Raw genomic sequence first — 18507 nt, 5'->3', positions numbered from 1 at the left:
TCCCGTAAATGATCTCTGACGTGCACGGGCTCCAACTGCTGTTCGCCTATCCCGCGAGGGCGAGGTTGCGCAGGCGGGCGATGCCCAGCATGGCGTGGTGGACGCCGTTGCCTTTCAGACGGCAGTCGCGGAGGATCTTCCAGGTCTTCATCCGGGCGAAGGTGTGCTCGACACGGGCGCGAACCTTGCGGTGGGAGGCATTGCGCTCCTCCTTCCAGGCTGGGAGTTCTTGGCCACGTTCGCGGCGGTGCGGGATGACCAGACCGGTGCCCCGGTAGCCGCCGTCGGCGATCACCGTGGCATGGCCGACGGCATCCTTGGCTCCGGACAGTTCCCACGCCTTGCAGTCGTTGCGGTTACCGGGCAAAGGCCGGCCGACCACGACGACCAGCCGGGTGCCAGCGTCGGTGACGACTTGGTGGTTGGTCGAGTACCGGTAGTTTTTCGACTGCTCGGCGACCGTGTGGTCGCGGGTGGGGACGAGGGTGCCGTCCCCGATCAGCACGGCGTCACGGCGGAACCGCTTGCGGGGCTGCAGGGCCAGCAAGGGGCCGAGGTGGTCGACGATCCGGTCGGCCGCGGACTTGGACACCCCGAAAAACGGCGCCAGTTGGCGCAGTGTCAGGTTCGTCCGCCAATACGCGGCAACCAGAAGCACGCGGTCCTCCAGCGTCAGGCTCCACGGCCGGTCCTTGCGTACTGGATCCGCGCCTTCGCGCCGGAGTGCGGTTACCAGCTGCCCGAACTGACGCGGGCTCAGCCCGGTGAACAGGGCTGTCCAGGAAGGCTCCGACGCCGTGATCACACCAGACACGGCAAGATCATTTCACCCTGTGATCAGCAGCCCGGGACTGCCTCCTTGGCTTTCACATCTCCCACCAGAGGTCGATACTCGCGTGGACTCGATCGCGCAGACAGCTTGAGTGCGAGTACACCCACTGCTACACACCACCGGCCTGCTCCGGGCTGGCCGCAGCAAGCCTGAGTTTGGTCGCCCCCCGGTCCTGATCAAGGTCGATGATCAGGTAACAGAAGCAGCAGGTGGGATTCCGGTTCAACGGCGCACTCCCTTGCGGCCATCCCAACGGCGCCCACTGCACCGCCTCGCACACCCTACGGCGAGACAGGTGCACCGATTACGGGACAACGCTTAGACCGCCCACCGCCCACCGCGCTCGCCACGATGTGCCCGCGGCCGGGAACGGCGCCCCCTCTGTCCTGGTGCCGGCCGATCCCCCGCCAGAGGTATCGATCCTTGACCGTAGGGCGCGATGGTTGGCGCTCGGCATCATGACCTTCGGGCCGCTCCTGTCTTTGGCCCGCTCCGCCCCGGCTGCGCCGACGCCCGCCCACATGCGGATACGCCCCGAGCGGAGCCGGAAGGCCGCCCGGGGGAGCGGAGCGCAGCCGGGTGCTTGACGAAGTCGAGAAAGTGGTATCGCGCAGGGGACACAACGGTTTTCAAGATCGCCGATCACTTGGCTCGACTGTCCAAGAACTCCACCGACTGTTCGTGTGGCCGCACATCGATCTGGGAATCATCCCCTTAAGCAGGAACCCGGCAGCGAGTTCCGTCAAAATAGAAAAGAGGGTGCGTGTGAGACTCCGGCGGAACAGGTATTTTCCATGGCTCATCGCCTTCGCCACAATCGCTACCGTTGTACTTACCCCGCTGCTCCTGGAAGCTCTATCATTTCTCGGAAGGGACTGGCAATCGCTGAGTAATGTGGGCCAAGCCTACGGTTTCCTATCGGTGGTCTTCTCAGGTGCAGCGCTCATTGGAGTTGCGGCATCTATTTCCTTTCAGGCTCATCAAACCAGTATATCTAACGAAGAAGAACGTCGAGCGGCGCTCCGCGAGCTGCTACTTGCATCGATCAACGACCCGGATCTTCTGGTTTGCTGGCAACCATCACGAAACCCGCTCCCGCCGACACTCGCAAAACAACTTAACTTCACACATTTGATCGTCATGCAATGGTATTCCGATTACATACTCAAGCGAATGAACGACAGGGCAGCGCGCGTTCAATTGGCGCTGCATTTTCGAGGCGAGCGAGCGCGAGACCATTGGGAGGATCGCTCTGCAAGCTGGCGTGCATTTGCAGAGGCGTCCGGGGAGGAGAGGCAGATTCAATTCGCGAATCTAATGGATGAAGCATACGGAAGCGCAGTAGCTGCGGGGCCGCCCCTGGCGGCTGCGTCTTTTTTTGCCCCTGAATCCGAGTAAGTATGCGTATCCCTGGCATGAGGATATCGATCACGGCCGGTTGGGGGAGGTCACAGTGGCCAGGAAGCGGCCGGGATGGCGGGCCGCGGGCCGTCCCTGGGCCGTCAAAGGGCGGCCCACAGCAACCATCAACGACAACGGACCACCCCCGGCCGCGGTCTGTCACCTGCTCAGCACGAGTCGCCCCAGGGCCTCCCCGCGCCTCATAAGTTCCTGCGCAACAAGCGGGATTCGAATCCTGACGCCATCACACGAACCCTTTGTCGTGCGATGAGAGCGCTGCCTCGCTCTGGGGCACCCCATATCGACCTGTGCAGGCGGGCCGTGGACGGAACCCAGCCGCACCCGGAGGGCACAACGGCTTCGCGCGGGTTCAGCGGCAGCCAACGCCAGCAAACGCCAACTTGCCTGGTCAGCAACGTAGCTTGACAGTCTCCGCAGATAATGCCCGAAAGGGCGGCACCCCCGCACAGGGTGTCGCCCCTTCCCGTAAACCGGAGCCGCCGCCCATCGGGGTTGAGGGTCCGTGACCAGCGCGGCCAACCCTGGAGGCGGGTTCCCGAAGGCCGACCTCCCTGCCACCGTGGGCGGTATGACGGACGACTTACCAGTTCGCATCGTCGATGGACGCATAGTCACCAAACCCGGGACAGGGCCAGTAGCGATGGTTTGGCTACCGCTAGACGGGCAGGTCATCGCCAAGCTTCCGCCCCGAAAGGGCAACCGTAGTTGGCTACACGAGACAGTCGGCATCCGCTCCCCGGGGTTCAGCGTCGACCGATGGAACCTGCCACGTAGCAGTCTCGTACGGCTGGTTACAGCGGCGGTGGACCGGTACGGGTTCATCGTGCTCTATCGAGACATGTCGAGGCTGTCGAAGTGCACCAGGACGTGTTTGGAGGCGACGGGCGCCGAATGCCACTGCTCATGTCTCGGGGCACACCACGGACAGGATGCCGCGGGCTGGTTCGAACGGGTCGGGGATGCGGTGGTGGCCGACCAAGGGGAGTGCACCCGCACCGCGGTTGTCTACGGTGCAAGAGGTAGCGACGCAAACGCCGTGGTGTATGACGGCCAACTGGCGGGTCAGCGTTACCGCGTCGACCGCGAAGGTCGACGGACTTGGCCAACTGCTGCGCAATTCATGTGTGCGAGCTGCATGACCGTGCGCGCGAGCGTGTGGGACCACTGTCACACGCACGGCTTTGTACGCGCCCCGCTGTGCAATCGCTGTAACACCCGCTACTGGCGTGGATGGCGGCCCCGGCACGGACGGGCAACGCACAGCCGCAACCTTGACGAGAGCTACTACCGCCGGTGCCCCAAGCACACCGATGCTGGCAGACAGTGCAGCGCTTAGCTCGTTTCAAGGCCCGTCGAACCGACTGTTCCGGGCAGGCATCATCCAGGTCAGCGCCCCTAGCTCCGTCTCAGTTTCCGTCTCATTCATCGTCGTACGCCGCCGTCCGGGACCGTTCGCTCGGTCCCTTCCTTCTGTGCTCGCGCACGGGATTGAACACCCTCGAACCCTTCCGAATCCCGCCCGGATCAGCATCGACAAACCTGCAAAGCGAGTTACGTGGGTTCAATTCCCGCCACGGCCTCTGGTGTCTGAGCAGGCAGAGCAAGTGGGCGGCACCCCTTCCGGGGTGCCGCCCACTTGCTTGTCGGTCGTGCTCCGGCCGTACGGTGGCCGTCAGTCGGTCTGCGTCGTCAGTGCGCGGATATCGCTGTACGGCGAGTAGTTGTCGGCGCCGTCGTAGGTGCGGGCGCGGTACTCGTAGGTACGGCCGTCGGCCGGCAGCGGGTCGCAGACGCTGACGGCGGCGGGGGTGAGGCGGGGGTCGTACGCCTTGTGCACGGCGACCGACCATGTGGCTGTCCCCGCCTCGCGGCGCTCGATCTCGAAGCCGTAGAAGTCGCGGATCGCGGACGGCGTGTAGTCGGTGGCGGTCGCCTCGATGCCGGCTGCGCAGAAACGCAGGGTGAGGTCGGGGGCCTCGGCGGGGGCGATGCCGTCGGGGATCGCGAGCCAGAGCTCGTTGGTGGCACTGGCGCTGAGCCAGTCGGGGTTGTAGGTGGTGGTGCCGCCGTCATTGGTGACGAGGACGCGGTAATGGCGGGTCTCGCCGTCGGCTGTGACGGGGCCGACGGTCCAGGTGTGGCCCTTGGTGGTGCCGAGGGGGACCCAGACGTAGGAGCCGTCCACCTTGTCGTTGCTGAGGACCGTGTAGTGGTCGAACTGCGGCTCGGTGTTGAGGGGCCAGTTCAGAGCGACCTTGCCGGTCGCCTTGTCGTAGGTGCCGCTCAGGGAAGTGACCTCGGGCAGGGGCCGGACGACGGTGTCCGTGCTGCCCGACGATGTGTTGCCCGCCTTGTCCTTGGCCCGGACCTCGTAGTAGTAGGGCGTACGGTCGTCGGGGTTGGCCAAGGGGTCGGTGAAGCTGCGGGCGGTGGTCGTGGTGACCTTCGTCCAGGTGCTGGAGCCGACAGGACGCCGGTAGAGGGTGTAACTCGCCAGGTCCATCTCCTTGTTGGCGGACCAGGAGACGGTCGTCCTGCGGGCCTTGGTGTCGTAGGCGGTCTTCACTCCGGTGGGGGCGAGCGGCTTCACTTTGTCGACCGTGGCCGTGGTCCGGGGCGTGTACGAGTACGCGACCTTGGCCGCGCCGGTCCAGTTCACGTAGTCGACGCGCAGCGTGTGCCTGCCGGCGGGGACGGTGAGGTTGACGCTCTTGGAGCGGGGGGTGTCACCGGTGCCGCTCCACAGGTCGATCTTGCGGACGCTGTCCAGGTAGACGCGGACGCCGTCGGTGGCGGACACGGCGAACGTGAAGGGACCGCCGGAGCCGAAGTCGCGGGTCACCGTCCAGCGGACACCGAAGCCGTTGCCCGGCAGACCGGTGACAGGGCTGCCGGACCAGCTCTGGGAGACGGCGTTGTCACAGTCGGTCTTCGCCGGGGCGCCGGAGAACGAGCTGTTCTTGTAGAACGTCCGCTTGAAGACGTTGGTGCCGCAGGTGACATCGGCGGCCGCCTGCGGGGCGACGGCCAGCAGGCCGCCCAGGACGGTGGCGGAAAGGGCGCCGCCGGTCAGGGCGACGACGGATCTCTTGTGGTGCACAGTGGCCTTCCACGCTCAGGGGCAAGAGGTTCGGCGTGAAGACCCGCGGAACAAGGAAAAGGTTGCGCACTCCGTCGCCACATCAGTTCGATTCCCTACGGCCTCCGTCGACGTGCCGGCCGTCCTCGTTCGGAGGGCGGCCGATTCGTGCCGGGGCTCGGCTGCGGGGCCGGTGACGCTAGGCGTACAGCGTGCCGCCCGCCCGGTCCTCGAATATTTCCGGCCAGTAGCGCCGGCCGTCGTCGCCCGGGAGGGTCGGGGTCCGGTCGCAGGCGGTGGGGTCGACGGTGGCGAGGGTCTCGGTCAGGGTGGCGGCGAGCCGGTCGTAGGAGTCGCTGATGCCGTGGGCCGCGTCGACGGTCTTCTCGCGGTGGACGAGCCAGAGGGTGAACGCGAGCGTGGAGATGTCCGCGTTGAGCGGGCGCAGGGTCAGGTCCGGCTCGCTCCAGGCGAGCACCGCGCCCGTGGTGCCGTCCACGACCAGGCTCGTGTCCTCCAAGAGGTAGCCGAGGCGTATCAGACGGTCGGCGGCGGCCGGGAGCAGGTCGGCGGAGAACGCGTCGGGGCGCTCGTCCGCGTAGTACTCGGTGAGGGCCGGCAGCGGCACCTCCGTGTCCAGCTGGAAGAGGAAGCCGTCCTCGGGCAGGCCGGACTCCCGCAGGAAGCGGCGGGTCGGCTCGTGCGTCAGCGCGGGCGGGAAGTCGACGTCCTCGAAGCGCATGATCTCGCCGGCGCCGAACTCCTCGTCCAGCAGCCGCTTCGGCAGGCCGAGGACGAGTCCTTCACCGGGTCCGGCGATCCGGGCGAGCGGGCGGATCAGCGCGGCCATCCGCCAGTACGGCGGTACGTCCTCGCCCGCGGCCTCGAAGACGGCGCTCAGCCGGTCCGAGGCCTCCGCGACCGCCTTCGGGCCGAACGGGCCCGGCCGGCCCCGGGACACGGTCAGTTCCTCGGTGGCCGCCGCGAAGCGCAGCAGGGCCTCCAGGGAGGGCGCCAGGGGCGAGAGGTCCAGACGGGCGGCGTTCCGCTGGACGTGGGCCGAGGAGACCTCGCCCGTCGTCCCGTCCAGCACGATCGACTCCAGGTCCCGGTCCAGGCTGCGCAGCGCCCCGATGACGAGTTGGTCGCGCAGCTCCTCGGCGAGCTTGTCGGCGTCGCCCGCCAGGTCGGCGACCGTGCGCAGGCCGTGCTCCCGCAGCGCGCCGAATCCGAGCAGTGTGCCGTCGCAGGGCAGTCCGGGGCCGGTGAGCCGGTCCCGGGTGCTCGCGTGTGTGACGTACGGATCCAGCTCGTCGTCGGTCAGTGTGATCGCGCCGCCGACATCGGTGTCAGTCGTACTCATGGCTCCCCCGCGCATGTGAACGCATCGTGCTCCCCCGGAGGGAACGGCCGGTCGTCCCACGGCAGTTCCCCATTCAGCCAGAACCATACGCCGCCCCACTGACAACGCCGGAAACACGCGGAAACAGGCCCGCCACGGGACAGGGACGGGCAGGGCGCGGGGGTCCGCGGCGCCGCGAACCGTCGGGATCCGGCCATCCGCCGGGGCGTGCGCAGATGCGGGTGCCGGGCCGTCCGTCGCCCCGTGCGCAGAGCCACGCACGCGGTGCAGAGCCACGCGCGGTGCGCAGAGCCACGTGTGCCGCAGCGCGCGTCAGGTGTGCCGGCGCGCGTCAGGTGAAGTAGACGCCGCCCAGGACGACGACCACGGCCGCCAGCACGAACAGCAGCACCCAGATCAGCAGCTTCCCCACGCTGGGCGGGGGTTCGTAGCGCGGCTGCCCGGACTCGCCGCCCTGAGCCGGGAGGTCGGTGCCCTGCGCCGACGGCTCGGCGCCGTTCGGCGAGGGCTCGCCGGTCGTCGGCTCCTGCGCGCTCACTGAGCCGTCACCACCGCCGCCTGCGGGCGGATCGGCAGACGGTTGACCGGCCGGCCGGTGGCCGCCCGTACGGCGGACGCGATGGCCGCGGGGGAGGTCACGACCGGCACCGCGCTCACCGCCTTGGCGCCGAAGGGCGCGACGACGTCGCGCTCCTCGACCAGCTTGACGATGCGGATGTCGGGCGCGTCCAGTGCGGTCGGCAGGGCGTAGCCGGTGAGGTCGGGGTGCCGGACCAGGCCGCGGGCCGTCCGGAGGTTCTCGGTCAGCGCGGCGCCGACGCCCTGGGTGACGCCCGCCTCGATGCGGGCGGTCAGCTGTGCCGGGTTGAGGATCCGGCCGACGTCCTGGGCGAGCGCCAGCTCCACGACCCGTACGGAGCCCAGTTCGATGTCGACGTCCACCACCGCGCGGATGGCGCAGAAGGCGAGGCCCACGAAGGCGTCGCCCTGGCCGGCCTCGTCCAGCGGTTCGGTCGGGTGCGGGCGGCACTGCGCGGTCGCCCACAGTTCCTTGCCGTCCATCGCCTCGGTGACCGTGGTCGACAGCACACCGTCGTACGACGTGATCTTGCCGTCGGTGATCTGGAGCAGCTCGGTGGACATTCCGAACTTGTGCGCCAGCGGTTGCAGCAGTTGCGTACGGACCATCTTGGCCGCGCGCTCCACCGCTCCGCCGGACACCCAGGTGTGCCGGCCGCGGCAGCTCGGGCCCGCCGGGGGCTGGTCGGTGTCGACCGGGGCCACGTGCACCTCGTCGATGCCGAGCGTCTCCTGGACGATCTGCCGGGCCAGCGTGGTGAAGCCCTGGCCGGTCTCCACGGCCGCGCAGAGCACCGTGGCGACGCCGTCGTGGACCTTCACGGTGGCTGTCGAGACCTCGTCGGCGCCCTCGGCGCCGAGCATGTGCACCATGCCGAGCGCGTAGCCGACACCGCGGCGTACGGCACCGGGTTCGCCCGCGCCCTCGGGGCCGCCGGGCAGCAGCCACTCGTCCTCGGGCGTGTCCTTGGGGAGGGCCGGCAGCGGGTAGTCGCGTACGGCCTGGAGCAGCTCGGCGACGGGCGCCGGGCAGGTCACCGTCTGGCCGGTCGGCAGGACGTCCCCCGTGGCCATGGCGTTGCGCAGGCGCAGTTCCGCGGGGTCTGTCCCGAGTTTCTTGGCCAGCTTGTCCATCTGGGCCTCGTAGGCGGCGCAGACCTGGAGCGCGCCCTCACCGCGCACATGCCCCGAGGGCGGGTTGTTGGTGCGGACGGCCCAGCCCTCGATGAAGGCGTTCGGGACGACGTACGGGCCGCAGGCGAAGGAGACCGCGGCGGCGAGGGACTCGCCGGAGGTGTCGGCGTAGGCGCCCGCGTCGAGCAGGATCTGTGCCTCGACCTTGACCAGCATGCCGTCGGCGTCGGCGTGGTGCCGGTAGCGCAGCAGGGTCGGGTGCCGGTGGGCGTGGCCGAGGAAGGACTCCTCGCGCGTAGCGGTGAGTTTCACCGGGCAGCCGGTCTTCAGGGCGAGCAGGCCGAGGGCGAGCTGGAAGCCCTGGTCCTCACGGTCCGCGGAGGCTCCGGGGACGCCGGTGACGACGACCTTCACGCGCGCGGGTTCGAGGCCGTAACAGGCGGCGGCGGCGTCGCGGTCGCTGTGCGGGTCGGTGGAGGCGATGTAGAGCTCGACGCCGCCGTCGGGGCGGGGCACGGCGAGTCCGGCCTCGGCGCCGATGGGGGCGGGGTCCTGGCGGCCGATGCGGTACAGGCCCTCGACGACGATCTCGCCGACCGCGTCGGGGTCGCCGTGGCGCAGCGGGATGTGGCGGATCAGGTTGCCGTCGGGGTGCAGGGGTTCGGCCTCGAAGGCCTGCTCCGGGTCGGTGACCGGTTCGAGCACCTCGTACTCGACGATGACGGCGGCGGCGGCCATCCGCGCGGTGTCCGGGTGGTCGGCGGCGACGGCCGCGATGGGCTCCCCGTGGTGGCGTACGACCTCGGAGGCGAACACCGGGCGGTCGGCTCTGCCGCGGCCGTGCAGCGGGGTACCGGGCACGTCCTCGTGGGTGATGACGGCGCGTACGCCGGGCATCTCGCGCGCGTGGCTGGTGTCGATGGACAGGATGCGCGCGTGCGGGTGGGGCGAGCGGAGCACGGCGGCCCACAGCAGGCCCTCGGCCCACAGGTCGGCGGCGTAGGGGAAGGTGCCCTCGGTCTTCGCGCGGTCGTCGGCTGCGGGCAGCGAGACGCCGAGCCCGTGAGGCAGCGGCTCGGGGCCCGTCTCGTGCGCCGCGGGTGTCGCGGTCGCGGCCTGGTTGGTCACGCCTGGCCTCCGTCCTGGCCGTACGGCTGTTCGTGCTGGGCCCGGGAACCGAAGGCGGCGCCGTCCTCGTAAGCGGACGGGTGGACGCCGCCGGCGCCGGGGCCGGCCTGGTGCGGGATGCGGGCCTCGGGGGCGGCTTCGGCCGCGGCGGCGGAGTGCGCCTCGCGTTCGGCGACGACCTCGCGCACGGCGTCCAGGACGCCGCGGTAGCCGGAGCAGCGGCACAGGTTGCCGCACAGGGCCTGGCGGGTCTCCAGCTCGCTCGGCGCGGGGTTGCCCTCCAGCAGGTCGTGCAGGGTCATCGCCATGCCGGGGACGCAGAAACCGCACTGCACGGCCCCGCACTTGGCCAGGGCCCGCTGGACGTCGGAGGGCTGGCCGTCGGCGGCCAGGCCCTCGACGGTGCGCACCTCGCTGCCGGCGGCGGTGACGCCGGGTACCAGGCACGAGGCCACGAGCCGGCCGTCCACCTGGATGTTGCAGGCGCCGCACTCGCCCTGCGAGCAGCCGTCCTTGGCGCCCGCGAGGCCGAGCCGCTCGCGCAATACGTAGAGCAGCGATTCGCCGATCCAGGCGTCGGTGACCGGCCGGTCGGCGCCGTTGACGCGCAGGACGTAGGAGGCGAGGGGGTGTTCGTCGTGGGCGGCCGGCGCGGAGTGGTCCGCGTCCGGCGTCCGGTCGCCCGCCTCGGCGGTCTCGTGCGCCGGATCGGACTCGGACACCTCGCGTGTCCCTGCGGTCACCGGTTCGGGGTCGGCGACGGGCTCAGGGGCCCCGTGGGCCGACTGTACGGGCCGCTGGGCGGCCTGCGCGGGCGATTCGGCCTCCAGCTGCCCCGCGCGCTCCGCGGGGGCCTCGGCGGCCGCTTCGTGCGCGTCGGCGGTCCAGGGCTGTCCGATCTCGCTGGCCCAGGGCGCGGACGCGCCGCCGGGGAGCGTGGCGGGCGGCGTACCGCCCCACTGCTCGACGAGTGCCGAAGTGGTGAACTCACCCGATTCGTCCGGAAGGTCGCCTCCGGCCACCGGAACCGACCACTGCCCGGTCACGTCGTGTCCGGGACCGTGTCCCTGGCCGTGCCCGGCGCCGTCACGGGCGCCGTCGCCGAACTCCCACTGCCCGGTGGACCCGGGCTGGTACGAGAACCGGTCGTCGTGGGCGCCGGGTCCCGGCTGTGCGGCGTTCGGATCCGGCCACGGGGCGTTGCCGCCCTGCCCGGCCCACGTTCCGTCGGCCGCCGGGTCCGCCGCCCCTGGCGGGGCGGGCGTCACGGCGATCTGCGGGGGCACATAGCCGTGTCCGGGCGCCGCGAGGGGCTCCCGGGCGGCGAGGAGGGCCTCGATGCCCCCTTCGGGGAGTTTGACGAAGGCGGTGGCGCCGTCGTCGTAGTCGCCCTGGGGCAGCGGATCCCAGCGGCTGCCGCTCCGCGGAGCGGCCCCTTCGTGCTGGTCGTCGGTCACGACAGTGCCCTCCCAAGTGCTCGTCGGGCCAGCGCGGCGACGGTGCGCCGCAGATGCAGTACGGCGGGCGGAAGCGGTGTCAGGGATCCGTCCTCGGCGGGGACGGGATCGGGGATGCAGGCAGCGGCCACGTACTCACCGAACGCGGTCAGCGCCTCCGGGACGATCGCGCGGCTGTTGTCCCAGTCGATCAGCTGGGCCACCCACGCCTCGGCGTCCAGCGGCCGCAGCGGCATCGGCGCTATGGCGCCGACGGCGCACCGCACGCCGCGCCGGGCCGGGTCGAGGACGACCGCCACGGAGGCGATGGCGCGCCCGGGTCCGGTGCGTCCGGTGGCCTTCAGGAAGACCTGCGGGGCGTGCAGCAGCGGCACGCGCACGTAGCCGATGAGTTCTCCGCCGCGGAGCATGTCCACACCCGCGAGCAGGTGGGACACGGGGATCTCGCGGCGGACTCCGCCCGGCCCCGCGATGATCAACGTGGCTTCCAGGGCGGCCAGCACGGGCAGCGCGTCCCCCGTGGGGGCGGCCGAGGCGATGTTGCCGCCGAGGGTGCCGGCGTTGCGGATCTGCGGCGGTCCGGCCGCCCGCGCGGCGGCGGCGAGTGCCGGGATGAGGGCGGCGAAGTCGGGGCGGCCCATACGGGCATGTGTGAGGCCCGCGCCGAGCAGCGCGTGGCCGTCCTGGTACTGCCAGCCGCGGATCTCGCTGATCCGGCCGAGGCCGACGAGCGCGGACGGCCTCAGCTGTCCGGAGTTGACCGCGGCCATCAGATCCGTGCCGCCCGCCACCGGAACGGCCGTGGGCATGGCGGACAGCGCCGCCACCGCCTCGTCCAGCGAGACGGGCAGCGTCACGGCCTGCGCCGTCTGCAGTGCGTGCGTGGTCAAACCGGTTGCCCCTTCCCGCTGCCCCACCTGGTCCCACCTGTGCTGCCGTACGGTACGTGCTGACAGGGCGGACGTGGCAACTCTGGCACATCTTCCCCGGCCCCCGACGCGGGGGTCCGCTAGGAGGCATTCGCCCCTCTCACCAGGGAGATGGCCGGTTTTCGCACGGCATCGCCGGTGAGCGCGAATTGTCACTCTTCGGTGACCCTTGGGGGCCTTTTTTCCTTGCGGGGCAACGGTGCCAGGGCATTGGCCCGGGGCACACCGGCCGTGAGCCGTCTCACACGTTCGGGGGCGCCCCCTCGATCGGGCGTCCGAGCACCCCGGGGCGCCGCTGCCACGGCCGCGGGCCCGCGGGCGGCCGGTAGCCGACTCCGAGCGCGTCGAGTCGCTCGTAGTGGGCACCCATCCGCTGCTCGAAACCGGCGAAGTCACGCTCCGCGGGAGCCGGCAGACGGCTCCAGGCGACCTCGGCGAAGGCGGCGAGCCTCGGGAACGCCTGGTAGTCCACGCGCGTTTGGTCTTCCATCACCTCGGTCCACACGTTGGCCTGCGTGCCCAGCACGTGCCGTGCCTCCGCCTCGGTGAGCTGCGGCGGAACCGGCTCGAAGCGGTAGACATCCTCCAGAGTGCGTACATAGGCGATGGGCACCGGTTCGTCCTCGCCCGCTGCCTGCCGGTAGTCCAAGTACACGTGCTGCTCGGGGCACATGACGACGTCGTGGCCCGCGCGCGCGGCCGTGACGCCGCCCTGGTAGCCGCGCCACGACGACACCGCGGCGCCCGGCGCGAGACCGCCTTCCAGGATCTCGTCCCAGCCGATCAGCCGACGCCCGCGCGCGGACAGCCAGTTGTCGAAGTGCCGGATGAACCAGGACTGCAACTCGTCCTCGTCGGCGAGTCCGAGTTCCCGGATGCGCGCCTGGGCGGTGGCCGACCGCTTCCACTGGTCCTTGGCGCACTCGTCGCCCCCGATGTGGAAGAAGCCCGAGAACTCCGGGAAGTGCGCGGGGTCCGCCGGGAACAGGTCGAGGAGTTCCTCGAAGACCCCCTCGTAGAAGCGCAGGGCGTTGTCAGTGGGGGCGAGTACGTTTTTGGAGACGCCCCAGTTGTCCCAGACGGTCAGGGAGGTCGTGTCGATGACGTCGGTGTTGCCCAGTTCCGGATACGCGGCGATGGCGGCCTGCGAGTGGCCGGGGATGTCGATTTCGGGGACCACGGCGATATGCCGGTCGGCCGCGTACGCGACGATCTCGCGGATGTCGTCCTGTGTGTAGAAGCCTCCGTGCGGCTTCTCCTCCCACAGCGGCGAGGCCCGGTGGCCGAATTTGGTGCGCGCCCGCCAGGAACCGACCTCCGTCAGCCTCGGATAACGCTTGATCTGAACACGCCATCCCTGGTCGTCGGTGAGATGGAAGTGGAAGACATTGAGTTTGTGCGCGGCCAGCAGGTCGAGGTAGCGCAGGACGCCTTCCTTCGGCATGAAGTGCCGGGAGACATCGAGCATCAGGCCGCGCCAGCGGAATCGGGGCGCGTCCTCGATGGTCCGGTACTCGATTCCGTACGTCGTCCGCGGGCGGATCGGGGCGCGGCGAAAAGCGTCGGGGCCGAGCAGTTGACGCAATGTCTGCGCGCCCCAGAAGACCCCGGCCGCGTCGCCGCCGCGGATGTCGACGCCGTCGTCGCCGACGCCGAGCCGGTACGCCTCCGGTTCCAGGGTGTCGTCGAGGAGCAGGCGTACGGCGCCCCGAGCGTCCTGCGGCCCAGGTCGCAGCGCCAGTCCGAGTGCGGCGCCGAGCGTCGAGCGCAGCCAGCGTTCGGTGGTGGCCGTGCCGGGCGCGGCCCACAGGGTGGTCTCCGCGTCGAGCGCGAACCGCCCGTGCGGGGCGCCTTCGACGACGAGGGGCGCAGGAATCAGGCCCGTATCCATCATGTCCATCCGTCCTTCAGTCCTTTACCGCCGCCGAGGCCGGAGGCGAGTCACCGGTGTACGCGTACGAAGAGGATCGGCACCTGAATCGCCGTCACCGCGGAGGCGGCCGCCATACCGTCCGGTCGGGCTCCACCGGCTTACGGAAGACGAGGAGGACCCCCGGCACGGGGGCTGCTGGATGCCGTCGGGGAAGAGGGACTCGGGGAACAGGAAATCGTTCCCGGCCGGGACGGAGGAAAACATCCAGGCGGCCACGAGGCCGGTGAAGGCGAGCGGGAAATGCATCCGCCGGAGGAATCGCGTGCGGCTCGCTCCGCCCCTGCGCGCGACCGCCTCCGGCGCGTCCCGGACGGCCTCGGCGAAACCCCATGGCACCGGGATCACGAAGGGCGGCGAGAAGGTCCCGCGCGGCGAGGCCCGCGGACCCTGCGTGTTCGGTCGGCCGAAGTACCGCGGGGCGAAGAACGGGAGGGAGAAGAGGAAGATCGCCGAGGTCTGGACGGGCATCGTCCGGGCCGCCGGGAACATGATCGGCGGGATGGTCCGGAATCGGAAGCGGAATCGTCTCACCGCCGCCGCCTGGAGAAACCTGATGAGCGCCGGGACGGCGATCGCGGAGCCCTCGGCAAGAAGGAACCCGAGGAAGTGTCGGCCGAATTCCCGCCGCCGGAAGACGCGGCGGAACGAATCCGGGGAGGGCGAATACGACGGGAACCGGGGCCCGGCGGCCCGCCGCTCCCCCGCCGGTTCGAAAGCGCCGAGCACCGTCCGGCGGAGGAACGATCGCCGTCCGGGCCGCGAGGAATCCGGGAACAGCGAGCTTCATCGAGCGTCCTCCAGGGCGCGTTGCAGCCTGCGCAACGACGGTTTCGCACCGCACAACACTTCGGAGGTTACGGAGTGGCGTGAACCGCCCACAAGAGGTCTCAACCACTCTGTGACCACGGGACGCACTCCGTGCAACGCCCAGCCGCCGACGACCTCCCCGCCGGCCTGTGCGCCCGCGCCCCCTCGGGTCTATCGCGATCGGCCCGCACGTCGGCCCGGGCAGGGCGGCAGAAGGGGGGCCGGAGCGGCCCGGCTCCGCAAGCGGCATGCCGGGGACACTGATCGCAGCGCCACACCGGGGCCGCCGCGCGGGTGCCATCACCCTGGGGCCGCCCCGCGGGGGCCCGCAGGGCCGGCCTCGCATACGACACGGCCGCGACACCCCTCGCCAGGGGTGTCGCGGCCGTGCTCGGTCTACGTCCAAGCGGCTTACTGCGCCGGGGAGAGTCCCGGCGTCACTTCTTGTCGCCGCCCTTGCCCTGGTCGCCACCGGCGCCCATGGACTCGAAGATCTCCTTGCACATGGGACACACGGGATACTTCTTCGGGTCACGGCCCGGTACCCACACCTTGCCGCACAGCGCCACGACGGGCGTGCCGTCCAGCGCGCTCGCCATGATCTTGTCCTTCTGGACGTAATGGGCGAAGCGCTCGTGGTCCCCGTCGCCGTGCGACACCTGCGGCGTCGGCTCTACGAGGGTCCCCGTCCCCGTGCCTCGCTGGGGCTGGGTCTCAGGCTCAAGAGTGCTCATGAACCCAAGGGTACTGGGGCTCGCACCCATCAGTTGAGGGAAGGGTCGCGTGCCGGCGGGGGAAGGGCCGGAGCCGGTGTGCCGGTCAGTTGAGGGAGGGGTCGTCGGGGTACGTCGCCACCATGGCGAGTTCACTGCGCTGGCGGCGCAGGACCTCGCGCCACAGGCGTTCCGGCGACGGGGAGGAGACGTCCCCGGGTTCGGATTCGACGACGTACCAGGCGCCCTCGACCAGTTCGTTCTCCAGCTGCCCCGGTCCCCAGCCCGCGTACCCGGCGAAGATGCGCAGGGAGCCGAGGGCCGAGGCGAGGAGCTCGGGCGGGGCCTCCAGATCCACCAGACCGATCGCGCCGTGCACACGCCGCCAGCCGAGGGGCGCGCGCTCCCCCGCCATGCCGCCCGGGATGACCGCCACCCCCAGCGCGGAGTCCAGCGAGACGGGGCCGCCCTGGAAGACGACGCCCGGTTCCCCGGCCAGACCGGCCCAGTTCTCCAGGATGTCGCCGACGCCCACCGGGGTCGGGCGGTTGAGGACGACACCGAGGGAGCCCTCCTCGTCGTGGTCGAGGAGCAGCACCACCGCACGGTCGAAGTTCGGGTCCGCCAGGGCGGGCGTGGCCACGAGCAGCCGCCCTGTGAGCGAGGACACCTCGGTCATGCCAGACATGATCCCGCACATTCCCTTCATGTGGGGAGCCAATACGCGTACGGGAGTGAATGCAGCTCAGGGCGCAAGGGAGCGTTGCCCGCGCACACCGGGGCCGGTGACCCCGTGTGCCCGATTCGGAACGGTTCGTGTTGTGGCCAAGCTATGACGCAGCTGAGTCCTCATTGGGCTTACTGCGCCGGGGTGGGCGGCCATTACCCTTGCTGTTCGGCTCCCGTACGACCGGCCTGCCGACGACCCACGCCTGCCCAACTCATCGGAACGCGAGATACATGACCGTCAACGACGATGTCCTGCTTGTCCATGGCGGAACCCCGCTTGAGGGCGAGATCCGTGTCCGCGGTGCGAAGAACCTCGTACCGAAGGCCATGGTCGCCGCCCTGCTGGGCAGCGGGCCGAGCCGGCTGCGCAATGTCCCCGACATCCGCGACGTCCGTGTCGTACGCGGGCTGCTGCAGTTGCATGGTGTGACCGTCCGTCCGGGTGAGGAGCCCGGCGAGCTGATCCTCGATCCCTCGCACGTCGAGAGCGCGAACGTCGCCGACATCGATGCCCACGCGGGCTCGTCGCGCATCCCGATCCTCTTCTGCGGCCCGCTGCTGCACCGGCTGGGCCACGCGTTCATCCCGGGTCTCGGCGGCTGCGACATCGGCGGCCGGCCGATCGACTTCCACTTCGAGGTGCTGCGGCAGTTCGGCGCGAAGATCGAGAAACGGGAGGACGGCCAGTACCTGGAGGCCCCGCAGCGGCTGCGCGGCACCAAGATCCAGCTGCCGTACCCGTCCGTGGGCGCGACCGAGCAGGTGCTGCTGACCGCGGTGCTCGCGGAGGGTGTCACGGAACTCTCGAACGCGGCCGTGGAGCCGGAGATCGAGGACCTGATCTGCGTCCTGCAGAAGATGGGTGCCATCATCGCGATGGACACCGACCGGACGATCCGCATCACCGGTGTGGACTCGCTCGGCGGTTACACCCACGCGGCCCTCCCGGACCGCCTGGAGGCCGCCTCGTGGGCTTCCGCCGCGCTGGCGACCGAGGGAAACATCTACGTCCGCGGCGCCCAGCAGCGCTCGATGATGACGTTCCTGAACACCTACCGCAAGGTGGGCGGTGCCTTCGAGATCGACGACGAGGGCATCCGCTTCTGGCACCCGGGCTCGCAGCTCAAGTCCATCGCCCTGGAGACGGACGTCCACCCCGGCTTCCAGACGGACTGGCAGCAGCCGCTGGTCGTGGCCCTGACGCAGGCCACCGGTCTGTCGATCATCCACGAGACGGTGTACGAGTCCCGGCTGGGCTTCACGTCCGCGCTGAACCAGATGGGCGCGCACATCCAGCTCTACCGCGAGTGCCTCGGCGGCTCGGTCTGCCGCTTCGGCCAGCGCAACTTCCTGCACTCCGCGGTCGTTTCGGGCCCGACGAAGCTCCAGGGCGCCGACCTGGTCATCCCCGACCTGCGCGGCGGCTTCTCGTACCTGATCGCGGCGCTGGCGGCGCAGGGCACGTCCCGCGTCCACGGCATCGAGCTCATCAACCGCGGCTACGAGAACTTCATGGAGAAGCTCGTCGAGCTCGGCGCGAAGGTCGAACTGCCGGGCAAGGCGCTGGGCTGACCCGCACCCTTCCTCTCCACTCCGGCCCAGCCAGCCGTTTTCCGGCTGGGGGTCCGGGGGTCATCCCCCGGGTGGACACAGCATGGAGAAGCTCGTCGAGCTCGGCGCGAAGGTCGAACTGCCGGGCAAGGCGCTGGGCTGACCCGGCCTCCCCGGTCCGGGCGGCCGGTCGCTGGGCGAGGCCCTCGGCCTGACGGCGCGGCAGACGTACGTACGACGATGGGGCGGCCCCCCTGAAAGGGGCCGCCCCATCGGCGTTGCTGCGCCTGGTACGCGCCCCGCGTCGGCGGGAACGTACCGGCCGGGCTTACTTGCCCTTGGCGGCTTCCTTGAGCTTGCTGCCCGCGGAGACCTTCACGCTGTAGCCGGCCGGGATCTGGATCGGGTCGCCGGTCTGCGGGTTGCGCGCGGTGCGAGCGGCACGGTGGGTGCGCTCGAAGGTCAGGAAGCCGGGGATGGTGACCTTCTCGTCGCCCTTGGCGACGATCTCGCCGACGGTCTCGGCGAAAGCGGCCAGAACGGCGTCGGCGTCCTTGCGGGTCACCTCGGCACGGTCGGCCAGCGCGGCCACCAGCTCACTGCGGTTCATGTTGTTACTCCCGTGTTCTTCTTGCTGTTGAGGCGTGCCACGCGGCGGAGCCGCATATCGGGCACAGTGAAGCCGATGCTGCCAGGGTCCTCGGTCGGCCCCCGGACCCGGGTCCGTAGCCAGACCGTCGCGCCCGAAGACGCATCCTGCCCCCACCTGCGGCGGGAAAGCCAATCCGGCACCCCTGGGAGTCACACGAACACCCTTGGGGGTCACACGAAGCGGCCCTGCGAGGCCTGAG

14 protein-coding genes are annotated in these 18507 nt (G+C 70.2%); 3 read left to right on the top strand and 11 right to left on the bottom strand.

Going from position 1 to position 18507, the window contains the following annotated elements:
• Positions 1 to 46: 46 nt before the first annotated feature.
• On the bottom strand, positions 47 to 814 hold the full coding sequence (locus N4G66_RS38565) for a transposase (RefSeq protein WP_261708957.1): 768 nt from the start codon (positions 812 to 814) through the stop codon (positions 47 to 49).
• A gap of 597 nt (positions 815 to 1411) precedes the next feature.
• On the opposite strand from N4G66_RS38565, the gene N4G66_RS38560 reads away from it, so the two are divergent.
• Complete coding sequence (locus N4G66_RS38560) at positions 1412 to 2230, top strand: DUF6082 family protein (protein WP_261708956.1); 819 nt, start codon at positions 1412 to 1414, stop codon at positions 2228 to 2230.
• A 592-nt stretch (positions 2231 to 2822) separates the two neighbouring features.
• A complete protein-coding gene (locus N4G66_RS45755) occupies positions 2823 to 3590 on the top strand; it encodes an endonuclease domain-containing protein (protein WP_315903742.1) in 768 nt (255 codons plus the stop codon).
• Positions 3591 to 3926: 336 nt separating this feature from the next.
• Here N4G66_RS45755 and N4G66_RS38550 read toward each other — a convergent pair whose 3' ends face one another.
• From N4G66_RS38550 to N4G66_RS38510, 9 genes are all read right to left on the bottom strand, one after another.
• Positions 3927 to 5354 carry a PA14 domain-containing protein gene (locus N4G66_RS38550; RefSeq protein WP_261708955.1) on the bottom strand — a complete coding sequence of 476 codons (1428 nt, stop codon included), beginning with the start codon at positions 5352 to 5354 and terminating at the stop codon, positions 3927 to 3929.
• Positions 5355 to 5532: 178 nt separating this feature from the next.
• On the bottom strand, positions 5533 to 6696 hold the full coding sequence (locus N4G66_RS38545) for an SUKH-4 family immunity protein (RefSeq protein ID WP_261708954.1): 1164 nt from the start codon (positions 6694 to 6696) through the stop codon (positions 5533 to 5535).
• 331 nt (positions 6697 to 7027) lie between these two features.
• Entirely contained in the window at positions 7028 to 7234 is a 207-nt protein-coding gene (locus tag N4G66_RS38540; protein ID WP_261708953.1) for a hypothetical protein, read from the bottom strand.
• Positions 7231 to 9537 (bottom strand): xanthine dehydrogenase family protein molybdopterin-binding subunit, encoded by a 2307-nt coding sequence (locus N4G66_RS38535; protein ID WP_261708952.1) that lies wholly within the window; start codon positions 9535 to 9537, stop codon positions 7231 to 7233. The genes N4G66_RS38540 and N4G66_RS38535 overlap by 4 nt, the downstream gene beginning before the upstream one ends.
• Entirely contained in the window at positions 9534 to 10994 is a 1461-nt protein-coding gene (locus N4G66_RS38530) for a (2Fe-2S)-binding protein (RefSeq protein WP_261708951.1), read from the bottom strand. Before N4G66_RS38530 ends, N4G66_RS38535 begins: the two co-directional genes overlap by 4 nt.
• Positions 10991 to 11884 (bottom strand): FAD binding domain-containing protein, encoded by an 894-nt coding sequence (locus tag N4G66_RS38525; protein WP_261708950.1) that lies wholly within the window; start codon positions 11882 to 11884, stop codon positions 10991 to 10993. Before N4G66_RS38525 ends, N4G66_RS38530 begins: the two co-directional genes overlap by 4 nt.
• A 280-nt stretch (positions 11885 to 12164) precedes the next feature.
• Positions 12165 to 13823 (bottom strand): beta-N-acetylhexosaminidase, encoded by a 1659-nt coding sequence (locus N4G66_RS38520; protein WP_261708949.1) that lies wholly within the window; start codon positions 13821 to 13823, stop codon positions 12165 to 12167.
• A 1277-nt stretch (positions 13824 to 15100) separates the two neighbouring features.
• Entirely contained in the window at positions 15101 to 15397 is a 297-nt protein-coding gene (locus N4G66_RS38515) for a DUF3039 domain-containing protein (protein ID WP_103554931.1), read from the bottom strand.
• Positions 15398 to 15482: 85 nt separating this feature from the next.
• Positions 15483 to 16055 (bottom strand): YqgE/AlgH family protein, encoded by a 573-nt coding sequence (locus N4G66_RS38510; protein ID WP_261708948.1) that lies wholly within the window; start codon positions 16053 to 16055, stop codon positions 15483 to 15485.
• A gap of 281 nt (positions 16056 to 16336) precedes the next feature.
• Here N4G66_RS38510 and murA point away from each other — a divergent pair, with 281 nt between their 5' ends.
• Complete coding sequence (murA, locus tag N4G66_RS38505) at positions 16337 to 17677, top strand: UDP-N-acetylglucosamine 1-carboxyvinyltransferase (RefSeq protein WP_261708947.1); 1341 nt, start codon at positions 16337 to 16339, stop codon at positions 17675 to 17677.
• Between the two features lie 307 nt (positions 17678 to 17984).
• Here murA and N4G66_RS38500 read toward each other — a convergent pair whose 3' ends face one another.
• Complete coding sequence (locus tag N4G66_RS38500; protein WP_007382399.1) at positions 17985 to 18266, bottom strand: HU family DNA-binding protein; 282 nt, start codon at positions 18264 to 18266, stop codon at positions 17985 to 17987.
• Between the last annotated feature and the right edge of the window lie 241 nt (positions 18267 to 18507).

This window comes from Streptomyces rhizosphaerihabitans, assembly GCF_025399795.1.
Taxonomy (GTDB): domain Bacteria; phylum Actinomycetota; class Actinomycetes; order Streptomycetales; family Streptomycetaceae; genus Streptomyces; species Streptomyces rhizosphaerihabitans.
The sequence above is the reverse complement of the archived record's forward strand: the minus strand, read 5'-3'. Positions and strand labels throughout refer to the sequence as shown.

Bases quoted from the DNA above. Each gene is read 5' to 3' on its own strand.
- N4G66_RS38510 (WP_261708948.1), bottom strand. From the start codon at position 16,055: ATGACCGAGGTGTCCTCGCTCACAGGGCGGCTGCTCGTGGCCACGCCC.
- N4G66_RS38520 (WP_261708949.1), bottom strand. From the start codon at position 13,823: ATGGACATGATGGATACGGGCCTGATTCCTGCGCCCCTCGTCGTCGAA.
- N4G66_RS45755 (WP_315903742.1), top strand. From the start codon at position 2,823: ATGACGGACGACTTACCAGTTCGCATCGTCGATGGACGCATAGTCACC.
- N4G66_RS38500 (WP_007382399.1), bottom strand. From the start codon at position 18,266: ATGAACCGCAGTGAGCTGGTGGCCGCGCTGGCCGACCGTGCCGAGGTG.
- murA (WP_261708947.1), top strand. From the start codon at position 16,337: ATGACCGTCAACGACGATGTCCTGCTTGTCCATGGCGGAACCCCGCTT.
- N4G66_RS38545 (WP_261708954.1), bottom strand. From the start codon at position 6,696: ATGAGTACGACTGACACCGATGTCGGCGGCGCGATCACACTGACCGAC.
- N4G66_RS38515 (WP_103554931.1), bottom strand. From the start codon at position 15,397: ATGAGCACTCTTGAGCCTGAGACCCAGCCCCAGCGAGGCACGGGGACG.